At 60.8% G+C, this 18,541-nt stretch carries 17 protein-coding genes and 1 tRNA gene; 13 read left to right on the forward strand and 5 right to left on the reverse strand.

What is annotated here, in order from left to right; genetic code table 11:
- Complete coding sequence (locus tag KHO07_RS18360; RefSeq protein WP_191635227.1) at positions 1 to 1,491, forward strand: MDR family MFS transporter; 1,491 nt, start codon at positions 1 to 3, stop codon at positions 1,489 to 1,491.
- Between the two features lie 125 nt (positions 1,492 to 1,616).
- Here KHO07_RS18360 and uvrB read toward each other — a convergent pair whose 3' ends face one another.
- On the reverse strand, positions 1,617 to 3,632 hold the full coding sequence (gene uvrB / locus KHO07_RS18365) for an excinuclease ABC subunit UvrB (RefSeq protein ID WP_150733366.1): 2,016 nt from the start codon (positions 3,630 to 3,632) through the stop codon (positions 1,617 to 1,619).
- Between the two features lie 336 nt (positions 3,633 to 3,968).
- On the opposite strand from uvrB, the gene KHO07_RS18370 reads away from it, so the two are divergent.
- Positions 3,969 to 5,165, forward strand: a complete 1,197-nt coding sequence (locus KHO07_RS18370; RefSeq protein ID WP_034150900.1) for an amino acid aminotransferase — start codon at positions 3,969 to 3,971, stop codon at positions 5,163 to 5,165.
- Between the two features lie 231 nt (positions 5,166 to 5,396).
- The gene (locus KHO07_RS18375; RefSeq protein WP_150733364.1) at positions 5,397 to 5,609 is read left to right on the forward strand and encodes a hypothetical protein; all 213 of its coding nucleotides are present in this window, start codon (positions 5,397 to 5,399) and stop codon (positions 5,607 to 5,609) included.
- Here KHO07_RS18375 and KHO07_RS18380 read toward each other — a convergent pair.
- Complete coding sequence (locus tag KHO07_RS18380; RefSeq protein ID WP_008007186.1) at positions 5,606 to 5,836, reverse strand: hypothetical protein; 231 nt, start codon at positions 5,834 to 5,836, stop codon at positions 5,606 to 5,608. The genes KHO07_RS18375 and KHO07_RS18380 overlap by 4 nt on opposite strands.
- 230 nt (positions 5,837 to 6,066) lie before the next feature.
- Between KHO07_RS18380 and KHO07_RS18385 the strand changes: the two genes are divergently transcribed.
- Positions 6,067 to 6,142: transfer RNA gene (locus KHO07_RS18385), tRNA-Asn, on the forward strand.
- A 79-nt stretch (positions 6,143 to 6,221) separates the two neighbouring features.
- On the opposite strand, the gene KHO07_RS18390 is transcribed toward KHO07_RS18385, so the two are convergent.
- The 3 genes from KHO07_RS18390 to KHO07_RS18400 all read right to left on the reverse strand — a co-directional run bounded on the left by KHO07_RS18390 (position 6,222) and on the right by KHO07_RS18400 (position 9,742).
- Positions 6,222 to 7,217, reverse strand: a complete 996-nt coding sequence (locus KHO07_RS18390; RefSeq protein ID WP_212625138.1) for an AraC family transcriptional regulator — start codon at positions 7,215 to 7,217, stop codon at positions 6,222 to 6,224.
- 1 nt (position 7,218) lies between these two features.
- Positions 7,219 to 8,232: an AraC family transcriptional regulator gene (locus KHO07_RS18395; RefSeq protein ID WP_150733362.1), complete on the reverse strand. Its 1,014-nt coding sequence runs from the start codon at positions 8,230 to 8,232 to the stop codon at positions 7,219 to 7,221.
- Positions 8,233 to 8,491: 259 nt separating this feature from the next.
- On the reverse strand, positions 8,492 to 9,742 hold the full coding sequence (locus KHO07_RS18400) for an OprD family porin (RefSeq protein WP_150733361.1): 1,251 nt from the start codon (positions 9,740 to 9,742) through the stop codon (positions 8,492 to 8,494).
- Between the two features lie 361 nt (positions 9,743 to 10,103).
- Between KHO07_RS18400 and antA the strand changes: the two genes are divergently transcribed.
- The 9 genes from antA to KHO07_RS18445 all read left to right on the forward strand — a co-directional run bounded on the left by antA (position 10,104) and on the right by KHO07_RS18445 (position 18,539).
- Positions 10,104 to 11,507, forward strand: coding sequence for an anthranilate 1,2-dioxygenase large subunit (antA, locus tag KHO07_RS18405; RefSeq protein ID WP_212625139.1), 1,404 nt, complete (start codon positions 10,104 to 10,106; stop codon positions 11,505 to 11,507).
- A 2-nt stretch (positions 11,508 to 11,509) separates the two neighbouring features.
- Entirely contained in the window at positions 11,510 to 12,001 is a 492-nt protein-coding gene (gene antB / locus KHO07_RS18410; protein WP_150733359.1) for an anthranilate 1,2-dioxygenase small subunit, read from the forward strand.
- A 19-nt stretch (positions 12,002 to 12,020) separates the two neighbouring features.
- Positions 12,021 to 13,043, forward strand: coding sequence for an anthranilate 1,2-dioxygenase electron transfer component AntC (antC, locus tag KHO07_RS18415; RefSeq protein ID WP_212625140.1), 1,023 nt, complete (start codon positions 12,021 to 12,023; stop codon positions 13,041 to 13,043).
- Positions 13,044 to 13,147: 104 nt separating this feature from the next.
- A complete protein-coding gene (locus KHO07_RS18420) occupies positions 13,148 to 14,308 on the forward strand; it encodes an ABC transporter substrate-binding protein (RefSeq protein WP_150733357.1) in 1,161 nt (386 codons plus the stop codon).
- Positions 14,309 to 14,374: 66 nt separating this feature from the next.
- Complete coding sequence (locus KHO07_RS18425) at positions 14,375 to 15,286, forward strand: branched-chain amino acid ABC transporter permease (RefSeq protein WP_034147842.1); 912 nt, start codon at positions 14,375 to 14,377, stop codon at positions 15,284 to 15,286.
- A 10-nt stretch (positions 15,287 to 15,296) separates the two neighbouring features.
- On the forward strand, positions 15,297 to 16,313 hold the full coding sequence (locus KHO07_RS18430) for a branched-chain amino acid ABC transporter permease (RefSeq protein WP_150733356.1): 1,017 nt from the start codon (positions 15,297 to 15,299) through the stop codon (positions 16,311 to 16,313).
- The gene (locus KHO07_RS18435; protein WP_150733355.1) at positions 16,310 to 17,059 is read left to right on the forward strand and encodes an ABC transporter ATP-binding protein; all 750 of its coding nucleotides are present in this window, start codon (positions 16,310 to 16,312) and stop codon (positions 17,057 to 17,059) included. Before KHO07_RS18430 ends, KHO07_RS18435 begins: the two co-directional genes overlap by 4 nt.
- Positions 17,052 to 17,738 carry an ABC transporter ATP-binding protein gene (locus KHO07_RS18440; protein ID WP_212625141.1) on the forward strand — a complete coding sequence of 229 codons (687 nt, stop codon included), beginning with the start codon at positions 17,052 to 17,054 and terminating at the stop codon, positions 17,736 to 17,738. Before KHO07_RS18435 ends, KHO07_RS18440 begins: the two co-directional genes overlap by 8 nt.
- A 6-nt stretch (positions 17,739 to 17,744) precedes the next feature.
- Positions 17,745 to 18,539 (forward strand): alpha/beta hydrolase, encoded by a 795-nt coding sequence (locus KHO07_RS18445; protein ID WP_212625142.1) that lies wholly within the window; start codon positions 17,745 to 17,747, stop codon positions 18,537 to 18,539.
- Positions 18,540 to 18,541 lie beyond the last annotated feature (2 nt).

Here is an 18,541-nt window from a genome sequence, read left to right on the forward strand (position 1 = left end):
GTGATGAGCGTGATGCTCGGCGCCTTTATGGCGGTGCTGGATATCCAGATCACCAACTCCTCGCTCAAGGACATTCAGGGCGCACTGTCGGCCACCCTGGAAGAAGGCTCATGGATTTCTACCTCGTACCTGGTGGCGGAAATCATCATGATCCCGCTGACCGCCTGGCTGGTGCAGCTATTGTCGGCGCGGCGCCTGGCGGTGTGGGTGTCCCTCGGTTTCCTGGTCGCGTCCTTGCTGTGTTCCATGGCCTGGAGCCTGGAAAGCATGATCGTCTTCCGCGCCCTTCAAGGCTTCACCGGCGGCGCGCTGATTCCGCTGGCGTTCACCCTCACACTGATCAAACTCCCGGAGCATCACCGCGCCAAAGGCATGGCCATGTTCGCCATGACCGCCACCTTCGCGCCCTCCATCGGCCCGACACTGGGCGGCTGGCTGACGGAGAACTGGGGTTGGGAATATATCTTCTACATCAACATTCCACCCGGGCTGATCATGATCGCCGGCCTGTTGTACGGTCTGGAAAAGAAAGAAGCGCACTGGGAACTGCTCAAAAGCACCGACTACGCCGGCATCGTCACCCTGGGCGTCGGTCTCGGCTGTCTGCAGGTGTTTCTGGAGGAAGGCCATCGCAAGGACTGGCTTGAATCGAGCCTGATCGTGAGCCTGGGCAGCATCGCGCTGATCAGTCTGATCACCTTTGTGATCGTGCAGTTTTCCAAACCCAATCCGTTGATCAACCTGGGCATCCTCGGCAATCGCAATTTCGGCCTGTCGAGTATTTCCAGTATCGGGATGGGTGTCGGGCTGTATGGCTCTATCTATCTATTGCCGCTGTACCTGGCGCAGATCCAGAACTACAACGCCCTGCAGATCGGTGAAGTGATCATGTGGATGGGCGTACCGCAGCTGTTTCTGATTCCGCTGGTGCCCAAGCTGATGAAATACATCTCGCCGAAATGGCTGTGCACGCTGGGTTTCGGGTTGTTCGGCCTGGCGAGTTTTTCGTCCGGGGTGCTGAACCCGGACTTTGCCGGGCCACAGTTCAATCAGATCCAGATCATCCGCGCCCTGGGCCAGCCGCTGATCATGGTCACCATTTCGTTGATCGCCACCGCGTACATCCTGCCGCAAGACGCCGGGTCCGCTTCTAGCCTGTTCAACATCCTGCGCAACCTCGGCGGCGCCATTGGCATCGCCCTCCTCGCCACACTGCTGGATGCGCGCACCAAGACCTATTTTGACTACTTGCGCGAATCCATCGTGCCGAGCAACCCGCAGGTTGCCGAACGTATTGCGTCACTCACCGACCGCTTGGGCAATGAGACGGCGGCGCTGGGCAAGCTCAGCGAGATTGCCCATCAACAGGCGTCGATCATGGCTTACAACGATGCGTTTCACTTTGTCGGGATTGCGCTGGGGATCAGCATGTTGGCAGTGTTGTTGACCAAGAAGCTGCCGGAAGGATTGAAGGCTGGCGAGGCGCACTAAGACCGTAGTGTCCCATCGCGGGCAAGCCCGCTCCCACCATGATTACGGGTGTTCACAAATTCTGTGTCCCCCAGACCCAGTGGGAGCGGGCTTGCCCGCGATGAGGCCCCGTCAGGCGGTAAAGATCAAACAGTGATCAACCGCTCACGCAACTTGGTGATTTCATCGCGCATCTGCGCTGCGGCTTCGAACTCCAGATCACGCGCCAACGCATACATCTTCTCTTCCAGCCCCTTGATGCGCTTGGCAATCTCGCCCGGCGAGCGCAGTTCCGCTTCGTACCTGGCGTTCTCTTCGGCGGCCTTGGCCATGCCCTTGCGCTTCTTGCTGCGCGAACCCGGCACGGTGGCGCCTTCCATGATGTCGGCAACGTCCTTGAACACGCCTTTGGGCGTGATGCCGTTGGCCAGGTTGAAGGCGATCTGCTTGTCGCGACGACGCTCGGTTTCGCCGATCGCCCGCTCCATGGAGCCGGTGATCCGGTCGGCATACAAAATCGCCCGACCGTTGAGGTTACGCGCCGCCCGGCCGATGGTCTGGATCAACGAACGCTCGGAACGCAGGAAGCCTTCCTTGTCGGCATCGAGAATCGCCACCAGCGAGACTTCCGGCATGTCCAGGCCTTCGCGCAGCAAGTTGATCCCCACCAGCACATCGAAAGTACCGAGGCGCAAATCGCGGATGATCTCGACCCGCTCCACGGTGTCGATGTCCGAGTGCAGGTAGCGCACGCGCACGCCGTGATCGGCCAGGTAGTCGGTCAAATCCTCGGCCATGCGCTTGGTCAGCGTGGTGACCAGCACCCGCTCTTCCAGCGCGACGCGCTTGGTGATTTCCGACAACAAATCGTCGACCTGGGTCAGTGCCGGGCGGATCTCGATTTGCGGGTCGACCAGACCGGTCGGACGCACCACCATGTCAATGACACGCCCGGCGTGCTCGGCTTCATAGTTGCCCGGTGTCGCCGAGACGAAAATCGTCTGCGGGCTGATGCTTTCCCATTCGTCGAAACGCATCGGCCGGTTGTCCAGCGCCGATGGCAGGCGGAAACCGTATTCCACCAGCGTCTCTTTACGGGAGCGGTCACCCTTATACATCGCGCCAACCTGCGGCACGCTGACGTGGGATTCGTCGATCACCAACAAGGCGTCGGCCGGCAGGTAATCGTAAAGGGTCGGCGGCGGCGCGCCGGCTTCACGGCCGGACAGGTAGCGCGAGTAGTTTTCGATGCCGTTGCAGTAGCCCAGCTCGAGGATCATCTCCAGGTCGAATCGGGTGCGTTGCTCCAGGCGCTGCGCCTCCACCAATTTATTGTTGGAGCGCAGGTATTCCAGGCGTTCCTTCAATTCGACCTTGATGCCCTCGACGGCGCCCATCAGGGTTTCCCGTGGCGTCACGTAGTGGCTTTTCGGGTAGAAGGTGAAACGCGGCAGTTTGCGGATGACCTCGCCAGTCAGCGGATCGAAGGCCGACAGGCTTTCCACCTCGTCGTCGAACAGTTCGATGCGGATCGCTTCGAAGTCGGATTCCGCCGGGTGGATATCGATCACGTCGCCACGCACCCGGAAAGTCGCTCGGGCGAAATCCATGTCGTTGCGGGTGTATTGCAGGTCCGCCAAACGGCGCAGCAATTCACGCTGGTCGAGCCGATCGCCGCGATCCACGTGCAACACCATCTTGAGATAGGTTTCCGGGCTACCCAGACCGTAGATGCACGACACGGTGGTGACGATGATCGCGTCCTTGCGCTCAAGCAACGCCTTGGTCGCGGAAAGTCGCATCTGTTCGATGTGATCGTTGATCGAGGCGTCTTTCTCGATGAAGGTGTCCGAGGACGGCACGTAGGCTTCAGGCTGATAGTAGTCGTAGTAGGAAACGAAATACTCCACGGCGTTGTTCGGGAAGAACGCCTTGAACTCCCCGTACAACTGCGCCGCCAGGGTCTTGTTCGGTGCCAGCACCAGCGTCGGACGCTGCACCTGGGCGATCACGTTGGCGATGCTGAAGGTCTTGCCCGAGCCGGTCACACCGAGCAGCGTCTGGTGCGCCAACCCGGCTTCGATGCCCTCGACCATCAGGCGAATGGCTTCCGGCTGATCGCCAGCGGGCTCGAAACGGGTGACTAGCTGAAATTCAGACATGTAAAACCTCTGGGATCACGCTTGCCGGCAAAACCGGCGCGAACGAGAAAGACCGCAAACGACCGATGTCGCCCGAGGAAAAAACTGGATTGCGCTCAATGTGGAGCCGATTGCCATCGCTTTCAAGGCAAACGTCTTACATCACGTAAAGCCTTGGACGACACCAATCGACTAACGGTCGAAAAATAATCGGAAAAACTTACCTTAAAAGCCGAATCGTCTGTCGCCATCGATCGCAGATGGCCTCTATACTAGCTCCCCGTTTGTGCACCGCTCTAGTGCATTCGGCTGGAGCGCGACACGTCCCTCCATTCTCCATTCAGAGCCGCCGCAAAAATGAGCCTGTTCTCCGCTGTCGAAATGGCACCACGCGATCCAATCCTGGGCCTCAACGAAGCATTCAACGCCGATACCCGTACCAATAAGGTCAACCTGGGCGTCGGTGTTTATTGCAACGAGGAGGGGAAAATTCCACTCCTGCGCGCCGTTGTCGAAGCCGAAACCATTCGCGTCGCTCAACACGCTTCCCGTGGCTACCTGCCAATCGACGGCATCGCCGCCTACGACCAGGCCGTGCAAAAACTGCTGTTCGGCAATGATTCGCCACTGATCGCTTCCGGCCGCGTCCTCACCACCCAGGCTGTTGGTGGTACCGGCGCGCTGAAAATCGGTGCCGACTTCCTCAAGCAACTGCTGCCGAACGCGGTTGTGGCGATCAGCGACCCGAGCTGGGAAAACCACCGCGCATTGTTCGAAACCGCCGGTTTCCCGGTGCAGAACTATCGCTACTACGACGCCGCGACCCATGACGTGAACCGCGTCGGCCTGCTGGAAGACCTGAACGCCCTGCCAAACGGTTCGATCGTTGTGCTGCACGCTTGCTGCCACAACCCGACCGGCGTTGACCTGAGCCCGGCGGACTGGAAAAACGTTCTGGACGTCGTGAAAGCGAAAAACCATGTGCCATTCCTCGACATGGCGTATCAAGGTTTCGGCGATGGCATCGACGAAGACGCCGCTGCCGTGCGTCTATTCGCGGAATCGGGCCTGACCTTCTTCGTCTCCAGCTCGTTCTCCAAATCGTTCTCGCTGTACGGCGAGCGCGTTGGCGCCCTGTCGATCGTCAGCGAATCGAAAGAAGAAAGCGCGCGCGTGCTGTCGCAAGTCAAACGCGTGATCCGCACCAACTACTCCAACCCGCCGACCCACGGTGCAAGCATCGTTGCCGCGGTACTGAACAGCCCGGAACTGCGCGCCCAGTGGGAAGCGGAACTGGCCGAAATGCGCCTGCGCATTCGCGGCATGCGCACCCAGATGGTCGAGACCCTGGCGAAAAACGCACCGCAGCGTGATTTCAGCTTCGTCGGTCGTCAGCGTGGCATGTTCTCGTACTCCGGCCTGAGCGTTGAGCAGGTTCACCGTCTGCGCAACGAGTTCGGCATTTACGCGCTGGACACCGGTCGTATCTGCGTGGCTGCGTTGAACCAGAGCAACATCAAGGCTGTGACGGACGCGATCGTTCAGGTGATCTGAACCGCGCCGTGATGCGAAAAACGGGAAGCCATTGGGCTTCCCGTTTTTTATTTGTCGCAGATAAATCTCAAAGCGGCGACCGAGCCCTTAAACTGCACGCTATCTGCTGTAGGAGCCGGCTTGCTGGCGATGGCGATCAGTCAATATCCATGTTGAATGTTATGGCCTCTTCGCCAGCAAGCCGGCTCCTGCAGGTTTTGTGTACACCCGAGAATTCGAAAGAGAACCCACATGAAAAACGATGACCTTCGCGCAGACCGCGATGACCTTGACGACCTGGATCGCTTTACTCCTCGCGCCCCGGCCAAACAACGCAGCAACAACCTGGTGATGCAAGTCGCTGCCGGCGTGTTTCTCGGCGGCCTGGCCCTGTGGCTGGTGCAACTGGGCGCCACGGCGCTCTACGCCAAACTGATGATGGGCACGATCACTTTCGGCGGTTAAGCCAACTCGGTCGCGCGCTGGCTGGCGGCGTCGTCATAGGCGACGTAAAGCGATTCCGCGACCTGGCTCTTGATCGCCTTGGTGCTTTCCAGGCCCAGGACAAATCCCTCGGCCTTGCCTCCTGCGCGATTCAACTCATCGGCGGTGCTAGCCTGAGTGATCGCGTCGAAGAGTTTTTCGGCATGCGGGCCGACCCCTTTGGGCAGACTGATCTGAGCGATGCTCATGCGAGCACCTCGTTGTTTCGAGACGTTGTAGGGGTCAAACGGGTCATGGCGCGTACCTTTTCGGCGAATGGCCGGCAGCGCGTGTTACCACTTCCGGGTCGTCATGTTAGCCCCCTGGGACGATTACGGTAACCGCCAATCACCGATAAACCACCGTCTGTCCCGATGAATCCGTCAACTAGCTATCAGGCGCTTGACTTCTCTTTTTGAATCAGTAACATAGGCGCCATTCCGCGATAGCTCAGTTGGTAGAGCAAGTGACTGTTAATCACTGGGTCCCTGGTTCGAGTCCAGGTCGTGGAGCCATATAAGGTTTGGAGATCAACATCTCCGGACAACAAAAAACCCGCCTTATGGCGGGTTTTTTTGTGCTCGCGTTTCCTGCTCACGCCTGAGACTTCATCGTCTGCTTCGGCAACTCTCCAAACCGCTGCCGATAGTAATTGGCAAATCGCCCCACATGCCCGAAGCCGAACTCCAGCGCCACTTCCGTCACGCTGGAATGCGGCTTCGCCAGCAAGCATTCCCGGGCCGCTTCAAGGCGTAATCCGCGCAGGCGATCCATCGGGCTTTGACCGTATTCGCGCTGGCACAAAGTGTTCAAGCTGCGAATGCTCACCCCGGTGGCAACCGCCAGTTCAGCCAGGGTAATGCCCTGGACAAGGTGCTCGCGCATACACGCGTCGATTTTTTGCAGCTGGCGCGTGGGCTGTCGTGGCGAAGGCGAGTCGTGTTGCGCAACGCCACAATGGCTGAGCAGAAACAGCGGCAGGCTTTGCTCCAGATGCTGCAACCAGCGCGAAGGTGTCGCGCTCGCCTCGCCCTCGGGCAAATGCTCCAGCAACTCGCTGACCAGTCGAAACCAGCGCATCGCCAGTGGCCGTTGCAAGCGGCTGACCGGCGCCAAGGTGAAGCCCGCTGGCAAATCATCGCCCAGTGCGTTCTGGCTGGCGTCGAGCAACGCCCGCGGCAGTTTCAGGATCAGTTGCTCGCAGCCCTCCTCCCACACCACTCGCGCCTGCTCACGCGGGGACAGGATCGCCACTTCGCCAGGGCTGACGCCATAGCTCATGCCGTCGGACTCCAGGGTGGCGCTGCCGCGCAGCGGCATTTGTACCAGCACGAAATCTTCGAACGGCTGCGGGCGGATTTCTACCTGGCCGCCGTAGCGCAGCGCATACAGTTCGCAACTGGCGACCTGGCCACGATAGAACGCCGTATCGACACCGCCCCGCGGCCAATCCAGTTCATGTTCCACCAGCACTTGCCTCATCAAGCGCTGGGTTTCCTGCGCCGAGCGACTGGTGAAGACCGGCTCGCGGCACATCAGCGACAAGTTCAGGCCCACACTGTTGGCGGTGGCCGCGTGTAGAGTCGTCATTTCAAAGCGACCGGTTGCGACGGGCTTCGCTGCGTTGCAGGGTGGCGCTGGGCGTTTCGTTGAACAGCTTGCGGTATTCGCTGGCGAACCGGCCCAGATGCGAGAACCCCCAGCACATGGCGATCACGGAGATATTGCGCACCGAGGCGTCTTCGAGGATTTCCTGGCGCACGGCGCCGAGGCGATACTTTTTCAGGTAAGCCATGGGCGATACGCCCAGGTGCTTGCGAAAACCCTCGAACAATTTGAAGCGCGACACACCTGCCGCCGCTTCGATGTCTTCCAGGTGAATGTCCTCGCGGGCGTTGCTTTCGATGAAGTCTTTGGCGCGCACCAGGTAATACGGCAACTTCACGCCCAGTTGCTCACGCAATTCGGCACTGTAGTTGTTGGGCTGGGAAAGAATGAGGCCCTTGATCAGCGCGCTTTCGATATCGCGGGTGAAGAACACCTGATTGAACAGGTCATGGCCGCGCTCCATCTCATCGATGTAGTAACGGGCCAGTCGCCACCAGGAGGCAGAGGCGCCGTTGACTGCGTCCATCACCGGATCGAACTTCACCGGCATGTCCAGCGGACGTTGCAGCATGCCTTCCAGAGTCTGGCGCATGGCCATGCGGGTGATCACCACGGAAATCTTGTGGCAGTCACCGGCCATGCTCAGTGACTGGGTTTCGTGGGGCGTCACGATCAGCCCCTGATCCTGATTGGAGTGCAGCCGGCGGCCATCCTTGATCAGCTCCTGCTCGCCGCGAATCGGCAGGCTGAGGCTATAGCAGTTGAGGTGTTCAGCGTCCTCGACGCCGATGGTCACATCGGTGCCGTATTCCATGCGACCCAGGGTCGTGGACATGGATTTGAACACATTGGCCTTGTGGTGAAACTGAATCCGGTTCGGCTGGCTGGTCTGCAATTCATGCGGCCCGCAAATGCCGGCCATCCACGCACGGGCACCGGCCAGGTCGTAGCGATCTATGCGGATATCTCGAAACTGAACAACATTTGGTTCGGTCATGTCAGTACACCCACGGCAATGGACATCGACACGCTCTTCGGCGCGTATTCTCATTGGGTTTGCAAGGGCTATGCCCAGCCGGTGCGAACAGGCGAAATCCGCACTTTTCGGCTAACAATCGGACACTATCCGGATATTGAACGCGTTGCGCGGCGTTGATGTGCACAGCCAGGGTGCCATAACGGGTCGACGCCTCGGGTAAAACGCTACCCAAGGCGTCACTTCAGCGCACAACGGCTTGCCATTTCAGGGCAGGACGTTACCAAAATTTCCATGTGTAGGTCGTGATCAGGCGGTTCTCTACCCAGTCATTGCCGTGGCTGAATTTGGAAACGACGTTGCCGGCCTCCACGCCCACACCTTTGAGCGGCCCGCTTTGCACGACATACGACAGCACCAGGTCGCGTTCCTGTTCCGCCGCCTGGCTGAGGTTGTCGCCTCGGTCCACCGACGTCCCCTTGAAGTAGCGGGTCATGAAATTCAGGCCTGGCACGCCCATCGCGGCAAAGTCGTAGTCATAACGAACCTGCCAGGATTTTTCGTTGGGCTTGATGAACCCCACCCGCGACCAGTTCACCAGAAACGGCTGCGGTACATAACCGCCCAGGGTCGGGAAGTTGCTGTCGCCAAGCATGCGCTGGTAGCCCACGCCGAACCGGTGCCCGCCCTTTTTCAGCGAGGTCATGGCGCCATAGGAGCTGTTGTCGATGTCGCCGTAAAGGGCGTCGCCCTCTTCGTTGTTGTTGAAGTAACGCAGGTCGGTCTTCAGGCCATAACCGTTACCCAGGTCTGCCAGATGGGTGATGCCCAGGTAGTGCTGCTGGTAGATGTCTTCCAGTTGCGCATAAAAGTAAGAACCGGTCAGCGACGGGGTGAAGGCATAGCTGGCACCGGCGAGGTTGAGGCCGTCACTGCCGTGGCGCACACCGGAGCCCGTCTGCAGGTACAGCTTTTCGTAGTTGGAAGAGTTACGCGCACCGATTTCCGTCAGCCGTCCGGCGGTCAGCGTCAGGCCGTCGATCTCCTTGGATTCGAGCAGGCCACCGCGATAGGTCGTGACCAATTGGCGAGAGTCGTCAATGATCACCACCGGCAGAAACGGTCGCAGCTCACCGACTTTCAACTCGGTTTTCGAATAGCGCATTTTCAGCGTTGCACCGCCGCGGCCATATTCATCGGCCTGCTCCTGACGGCTTTGGCTGTAAGGGATGATGGTGTCATCGCCCCGCCCGCCACCGCCGTCCAGTCGATAGGCGTATTGCACCTCCGCATCCACACCAAACTGCACCGGGCCTTCGGTGTAGCCGGAGGCGAAACGCAGGTCGAAACCCTGGGTCCAACTGCCCACTCGCGAACGGGGCGGGTTGTCGCCCTTGAAGTCCCGATCAATGTAGAAGTTACGGGTGCCCAGGCTCAGCTTGCTGTCATTGACGACATCCGCCTGCGCCAATAAGGGTGTCAACAAGCCAACTGTTTGAACTCCCCGAACTAGCCACGACTTATGCAACATATTATTTCTTCCCCCTGCCGCTTATTGAGCAGCGCATGAATAGAAGGCACTTCGGGTACAGAACCCTGGGCCATGAGTAATGGCAGTTTTTAGTGACCTGAAGCGAGACACTCTGCTGGTGCTTCGATTGAAATTAAGCCGCAACAAGTTCGTCAGCGGCTATCCCGTTACTAAATGACAAATAGCCACTTGCTCAGCCGCTTGGCGCGGCAACAACCAGTAATTACGGGGGTTCTATCGCCAACAACCGAGGTGACTGCTTATTTTCCGGATGAGTTTCCACTAATAAGCGGATAGACCCTGTCGGCTACGACGGCATTAAATGAAGGCGTGAATTAGCCCATTGGCCGAGGACTGGGAAATGACAACTGCACGAAGTGTCGAACAGTGGAAAAGTTATATAGAAAGTTGCCTGGACTTCCGCCCGCAAGACGGTGTTTATCGCATTGCCCGCGATATGTTTACCGACCCGGAACTGTTCGATCTGGAAATGGAATTGATTTTCGAGAAGAACTGGATCTACGCCTGCCACGAAAGCGAGATCGCCAATAATCACGACTTCATGACAATGCGCGCCGGCCGTCAGCCGCTGATCATCACGCGCGATGGTGAAGGTCGTCTCAACGCCCTGATCAACGCCTGCCAGCACCGCGGCACCACCCTCACCCGCGTCGGCAAAGGTAACCAGTCGACCTTCACCTGCCCCTTCCACGCCTGGTGCTACAAAAGCGACGGCCGCCTGGTGAAGGTCAAGGCGCCGGGGGAATACCCCGAAGGTTTCGACAAGGCCACCCGCGGCCTGAAAAAGGCCCGTATCGAAAGCTACAACGGCTTTGTGTTCGTCAGCCTCAACGTGGAAGGCACCGACACCCTCGAAGACTTCCTCGGTGACGCCAAGGTGTTCTTCGACATGATGGTGGCGCAGTCGCCGACCGGTCAGCTCGAAGTGCTGCCGGGCAAGTCGGCCTACACCTACGACGGCAACTGGAAACTGCAGAACGAGAACGGTCTGGACGGTTATCACGTCAGCACCGTCCACTACAACTACGTGGCCACCGTTCAGCATCGCCAGCAGGTCAACGCCGAGAAAGGCCTGACCGCCAGCGACACCCTGGACTACAGCAAGCTGGGCGCGGGCGACAAGGAAACCGATGACGGCTGGTTCGCCTTCCACAACGGCCACAGCGTGCTGTTCAGCGACATGCCCAACCCCGCCGTGCGCCCGGGCTACGCCAGCATCATGCCGCGCCTGGTCGAGGAACACGGCCAAGGCAAAGCCGAATGGATGATGCACCGCCTGCGCAACCTCAACGTCTACCCGAGCATGTTCTTCCTCGACCAGATCAGCTCGCAGTTGCGGATCATCCGCCCGCTGGCCTGGAACAAGACCGAGATCAACAGCTTCTGCCTGGGCGTCGTCGGCGAGTCGGACGCGGATCGGGAAAACCGCATTCGTCAGTTCGAAGACTTCTTCAACGTGTCCGGCATGGGCACCCCCGATGACCTGGTGGAGTTCCGTGAAGCCCAGCGTGGCTTCCAGGCACGCCTGGAGCGCTGGAGCGACATTTCCCGCGGTCAGGGCAAGTGGGTCGAAGGCCCGACCCGCAACAGCAAAACCATTGGCATCGCTCCAGCCCTGACCGGCACCGAGTTCACCCATGAAGGCCTGTACGTCAACCAGCACGCCAACTGGCAGCGCTTTTTGCTTGAAGGCCTGGAGCGCAAAGCGGCCGAACAACAACCGTTGAAACTGCGTGAGGTGTGAACATGAATTCGCAACTGCAATACCGCGTCGAGCAATTTCTTTACCGCAAGGCCGAGGCCTGTGATGCCCAGGACTGGGACACCTACCTCGACATGTTCAGCGACGACAGCGAATTCCACCTGCCGCAATGGGACTCCGAACACGTCTACACCACCGATCCGAAAAAAGGCATGTCGCTGATCTATTACCCCAACCGCGGCGGCCTGGAGGACCGGGTGTTCCGCATTCGTACCGGCAAGGCGGCGTCGACCATTCCGATGCCGCGCACCCTGCACCTGATCAGCAACGTGCGCATCGCGCCGCTGCAGGACGATGAGCTGGAGGTGCGCGTCAACTGGAGCACCCTCTATTACCGCATGCAGACCGCCGAGCAGTTCTTCGGCCACGCCACGTACCGTCTGCGCCCCGACGGCGAGAGCTGGAAAATCGCCCGCAAACACGTGGTGCTGCTCAACGACACGATCAACTCCGTGCTCGATTTCTACCATCTCTGAACCCTGCGGATTAACGCTCATGACGTACAAGGTCGCCTTCAGTTTCGCCGACGGCAAAACACGCTTCTGCAACGTGCAGAACAATGAAATCCTGCTCGACGCGGCCCTGCGCAGCGGGATCAAGATTCCGTTGGATTGCCGCGAAGGGGTTTGCGCGACCTGCCAGGGCCGCTGTGAATCCGGGCAGTACACCCAGGACTACGTGGACGATGAAGCCTTGTCGGCCAGCGACCTGGCCGAGCGCAAGGTGCTGACCTGCCAGACGCGCGTGCAGTCGGACGCGGCCTTCTACTTCGACTTCGATTCCAGCCTCTGCGGCAGTAACGGCCCGAGCAGTCTGCAAGGCATTGTGAGCGAGGTGCGGCAGGTCTCGCCGACCACCGCCATCGTGCACGTGGAAGTCGGCGCAGCGGGCGCGGCGCTGGACTATCTGCCGGGGCAATACGCTCGCCTGAAAGTACCGGGCACCGAACATCGGCGCTCGTATTCCTTTGCCTGCGCACCGGGCAGCAGCAACCTGCAGTTTCTGATTCGCTTGCTGCCCAGCGGCGTGATGACCGACTACGTGCGCGATCGTTGCCAGGTCGGCGACGTGATCCACATGGAAGCGCCGTTGGGCGCTTTCTACCTGCGCCATATCGACCGGCCGCTGGTGATGGTCGCCGGCGGCACCGGGTTGTCGGCGTTCCTTGGCATGCTCGACCAGATTGCCGAGCAGCAAGGCTGCGGCTACCCTGTGCACCTGTATTACGGCGTGCGCGAGGCCGAGGACCTGTGCGAGGTTTCGCGCATCGAGGCCTATGCCGCCCGGATCCCGGGGTTCCGTTTCACGCCCGTGGTCAGCAATCCAAACCCCGACTGGCCGGGCAAGACCGGCTACATCGCCGAACACCTCGAATTGGCCGAAATGCGCGACCAGCCGTTCGACCTGTACCTGTGCGGCCCGCCGCCAATGGTCGAGTCGATCAAGGACTGGCGCCAGCAGCACGGCCTGGACCAAAGCCGCCTTTACCTGGAGAAGTTCACCGAGAGCAACAGCTGACGCAGCACCCCATAACAACAATCAATCGGCCCGTCCGAATACTGAATCACTGCCCTCATCGACATCTACCGTGCGTTGGCACGACCTACTTCATAGGCCGCCTCATGAAAAACCTGGTATTGCGTGCATGTCTGGCAACCTCCCTCTGCGCAGCGACGGCTGCCCAGGCCGTGGAGCCTGTCCGAATCGGCTTCATCACCACCCTTTCCACCCCCGCCGGCTACCTGGGCGAAGACTCGCGTGACGGCTTCCAACTGGCGATCGATCAGGAAGGCGGCAAGCTCGGCGGCGTGCCGGTGCAACTCATCGTGGAAGATGATGGCCTGCAACCGGCCAAGGCCAAGCAGATCGCCGACCGCATGAGCCTGGACGGCATCTCGCTGTACACCGGGGTGATTTTTTCCAACGTGCTGGCGGCCGTGATCAACACCGCCACCAAGGACGGTTTCTACGTCAGCAACAACACCGCGCCCTCGACCCTGGCCGGTGAAAAGTGCATGGCCAACTACTTCGTCGGCTCCTACCAGAACGACACCCCTCACGAAATGGCCGGTGTCGCGGCCAACGAACTGGGCTACAAGAAAATGGTGATCCTGGCGCCCAACTATCAGGGCGGCCGTGACGCACTGGCCGGGTTCAAGCGCACCTTCAAGGGCGAGGTGACGGAGATCTACACCAAGCTCAACCAGCTGGATTTCTCGGTGGAACTGGCGCGCGTACGTTCACTGACGCCGGATGCGATTTTCCAGTTTCACCCGGGTGGCGGCGGCATCAACTTTGCCAAGCAATACGGCGGCTCGGGCCTGTCGGCGCACATCCCGATGGTGGTGCCGGTGTTCTCCATGGATGAACGCATGCTCGCCGCCGTCGGCGATGTGGCCAAGGGCACCAACGTCGTCACCCTCTGGAACCCGCAATCGGACAACCCGGCCAACCAGGCTTTCATCAAAGCCTTCACCGAAAAATACAAGCGCGCCCCGACGGTGTATGCGGCCCAGACTTATGACACGGCACGCCTGATCGGTGCCGCCCTGAAAACCTCCCAGGGCAATCTGAAGGACCAGCCGGCCTTCCGCACGGCGATGAAGAACGTCCAGTTCGACTCCATTCGCGGCGACTTCAGCTTCGCCCAGAACCAGCACCCGGTGATCGACTGGTACTTGCTGCAAGTGCAGACCGGCGCCGACGGCAAGCTGGTCGAAGTGCCGATCAGGACCCTGGCGACCCGCCACGTCGACAGCTACGCCGCTCAATGCTCGATCTGACCGGCACCTGAGCCCTGTCCTCGCCCCGCAGTACCGCTGCGGGGCGTTTTCGTGAGGAACGCAGTCATGTTATTGCTCGAACAGATTCTCAACGGCCTGCAATACAGCGCGTTGCTGTTTTTGCTGGCCTCAGGCCTGACCCTGATTTTCGGCATCATGGGCGTGATCAACCTGGCCCACGGCGCCTTCTACATGGTCGGCGCGTTCTGTGCCGCCTACACCGCCATGGCCACCGGGTCGTTCTGGCTGGGCGGCCTGGCCGCGCTGATCGGCTCGGCCTGTTACGGTGCATTGATCGAAACCGCGATCATGCGCCGCCTCTACAATCGCGATCACCTGGATCAGGTGCTGGCGACGTTGGCCGTGGTGTTTTTCAGCAACGAACTGCTGACCCTGATCTTCGGCCGCAGCCCACCGGCGATGCCCACGCCCGAGTGGTATTCCAGTTTTGTCGAAGTGCTGCCCGGATTGATGTACCCGGTCAGCCGGCTGCTGTTCATCGCCGCAGGGCTGATCGTGGCGGTCGGCATGTGGCTGCTGATCAACCACACGCGCCTGGGCATGCTGATTCGCGCCGGTGCCGATGACCATGAAATGGTCGGCGCACTGGGGGTCAACATCGCCCGGCTGTACACCCTGGTCTTCGTGTTCGGCTGCGTGCTGTGCGGCCTGGCCGGTTTCATGGCGGCACCGCTGCTGTCGGTGGAAATCGGCATGGGTGAAAAGATCCTGATCACCACCTTCGTGGTCATCGTCGTCGGCGGTGTCGGCTCGGTGCGCGGTGCGTTGGTGGGGGCCTTGCTGATCGGCATGGTCGACAGCCTGGGCCGTGCCTACATCCCGCCGCTGCTGGACCAACTGCTGCCCAGCGAGACCAGCGGCACCCTGAGCGCCGGGCTGATTTCCGCCAGCGCCTACATCGTCATGGCCCTGGTGCTGCTGGTGCGCCCGCGCGGCCTGCTGCCGGCCCGCGCCTGAGGAGAACCCTATGTCACCACGCCTCATCATCGACCTTGCGTGCCTGGCGACCTTCGCCTGCATGCCGCTGCTGGCCCACTGGCTGCACGAGCCTTACCTGGTCAGCTTCTTCACCCGCCTCGCCATCTATGGCATGGCGGCCATCAGCCTGGACCTGCTGATCGGCTACGGCGCCATGGTCAGTTTCGGCCACGCGGCGTTCTTCGGCCTGGGCGGGTATATCGTCGGCATCGTGGCCTTTCATACCTCGCAAGGCATGCCGTTGTGGGGCTGGGAAGGCAGCAACAGCGCGCTGGTGGTGTGGCCACTGGCGCTGCTGGTGTGCGCGTTGCTTTCGCTGCTGGTGGGTTATCTGTCGCTGCGCACCAGCGGCGTGCAGTTCATCATGATCACATTGGCGTTCGGCCAGATGCTCTACTTCGTGCTCGGCTCGCTGTCGCTGTACGGCGGTGACGACGGCATTTTGCTCAACGAGCGCAATACCCTTGGCGTGCTGGACCTGGGTGACGCCAACCACTTCTACTACCTGTGCGTGGTCTTGCTGGCGGGCTGGTTGCTGCTGTGCCGGCGGCTGGTCAATTCGCGATTCGGTTTTGTCCTGCGCGGGCTCAAGCAGAGTGAACGGCGCAGCGTCAGCCTCGGCCTCAAACCCTTGCGCTATCGCCTCACGGCGTTTGTGATCGCCGGCACCGGCGGTGGTCTGGCGGGAATTCTGTGGGCCAACTACGCGCTGTTTGTCAGCCCCGACATGGGTGCCTGGCACAAGTCCGGCGAGCTGATGGCGATGGTGATTCTCGGCGGCGTCGGCACCCTGCTCGGCCCACTGCTGGGCGCGGCCACTTACCTGGGACTTGAACAGGTGCTGAGCCAGTGGACCGAGCACTGGATGCTGATCTTCGGCCCCCTGCTGTTGCTGGTGGTGCTGTTCGGCAAGAAAGGCGTCTACGGATTGCTGCTCAGCCTGCTGCAACGCAAACCCAAGGCACTTGCCATCAAACCGAATGCCGCCGTGGAGGCACGCCCATGAGCGCACAGCTATCGATTCGGGATCTGCACAAGGCCTTTGGCGCGGTGAAAGCCACCAACGGCGCCAGCCTTGAACTGGCCAAGGGCGAACTGCACGCCATCATCGGCCCCAACGGTGCCGGCAAGTCCACCTTGATCGCGCAGATTGCCGGCGAGATTTTCCCCGACCAGGGCCAGATCCATCTCAATGGCCAGGACATCACCCGCGTACCGGCCTGGCAACGTCCTCGCCTGGGATTGGCGCGGGCCTTCCAGGTCAGCCAGTTGTACACCGAGTTCACCCTGCTGGAGAACGTCGCGCTGGCCATCGCCGCCCGCGACGGCAAGGCGTTCGGCATGTGGCGTCCGCTGAGCCGCGACACCCGCCTGCTGGAACCGGCGCTGGGCTACTTGCAGCAAGTGGGCCTGGGCCCTCGCGCGCAAGATGCGGTCCACGAACTGTCCCATGGCGAACGACGGCAACTGGAGATCGCCCTGGCATTGGCTCAGGAAGCTTCGGTGCTATTGCTCGATGAGCCGATGGCCGGGATGGGCGCCGACGAGTCCGCGCGCATGACCGAGCTGCTGCACAGCCTCAAGGGCCGTTACGCGATCCTGCTGGTCGAGCACGATATGGACGCGGTATTCGCCCTCGCCGACCGCATCACGGTGCTGGTGTACGGCCAGACGGTGTTGACCGGCAGCGTCGAACAAGTGCGCAACGACCCGCAAGTGCGGGCCGCTTACCTGGGAGAAGAACATGCTTGAGGTTCAAGGTTTGAAAGCGGGCTATGGCTTGAGCCAGGTGCTGTTCGACATGCACCTGAGCATCGAGCAGGGCCAGGTGGTGTCGCTGATCGGCCGCAACGGCATGGGCAAGACCACCACGGTCAAATCGATCATGGGCTTGCTCAAGCCCAGCGCCGGCAGCATTCGCATCAATGGCACGGAAATGCGTGGCGCTGCGCCCTACCGCATCGCCAAGGCCGGCCTGGGGCTGGTGCCGGAGGGCCGACGCGCCTTCGGCACGTTGAGCGTGCGGGAAAATCTGCTGGCCACCGCCACGCGGGGCAAGTGGGATCTGGCGCGGGTCTATGAACTGTTCCCGCGCTTGCTGGAGCGCCAGGACCAGCTGTCACGCACCCTGTCGGGCGGTGAGCAGCAGATGCTGGTGGTCGGCCGCGCGCTGTTGACCAACCCCAGCCTGCTGATTCTCGACGAAGCCACTGAAGGCCTGGCGCCAATCATCCGCGAGCAGATCTGGAATTGCCTGGCCACCCTCAAGGCCGAGGGCGAGACGATTCTGGTGATCGACAAGAACCTCAAGGAAATGGCGCGGGTGGTCGACCGCCATCACATCATCGAGAAGGGGCGCCAGGTCTGGGATGGCACACCAGTGGAGCTGGCGGCACAACCCGAACTGTCGCAACGCTACCTGGGAGTATGAACGGACATGGACCTCGATCAGGCTTACAACAACGTCGCGGCCGTGGGTAATTTTCCACAGATCATGCAGCGTTTTCGCCAACGCAGTGCCCGGACCTACGCGAGCCACGCCTGGCAGCGTGACCTGGCGTATGGCACTGCCATGCGCGAGCGTTTCGACTGGTACGCCCAGGCGGATGCCGGGGCGCCGACGCTGCTGTTCATTCATGGCGGTTACTGGCAGGCGTCGGACAAGGACGACTACGCCTTTATCGCCGAGGGCCTGATCGAGGCCGGTTTCAATGTCGGCTTGCTGGAATACACCCTGGCGCCCGAAGCGAGCATGGGCACCATCGTCGGACAGATCGGCAAGGCGCTGGATTATCTGCTGGCGCATCGCGACGCCTTGAACATCGGTCAGCAGGTGGTGCTGTGCGGGCACTCGGCGGGTGGCCATCTGACCGCGCTGTATCGCCGCCATCCGCTGGTGACCCTGGCCATGCCGATCAGCGGCCTGATGGAGCTTGACCCCATCAGCCGCTGCTGGCTTAACGACAAGCTGCGCCTGAGCGCAGACGACATCCAGCGCTATAGCCCGCAACGGCTGATCGGCGATGGCGCACCGTTGCTGGTGACCGTGGGCGGGGACGAGTTGCCGGAATTGATCCGCCATTCGCGCGAGTACGCCAGTGCCTGCCGCGAGGCTGGGCAGGCCGTGCGCGTTGTCGAGCTTGCCGAGTGTCATCACTTCGCGGTGCTGGACGATCTGGCCAGGGTGGATGGCGAACACGTGCGGGCCTTGCTTGAGCACCTGACCCCGTAGGA

Origin of the sequence: Pseudomonas sp. PP3 (assembly GCF_905336995.1) — a bacterium.
Taxonomy (GTDB): Bacteria; Pseudomonadota; Gammaproteobacteria; order Pseudomonadales; family Pseudomonadaceae; genus Aquipseudomonas; species Aquipseudomonas reinekei.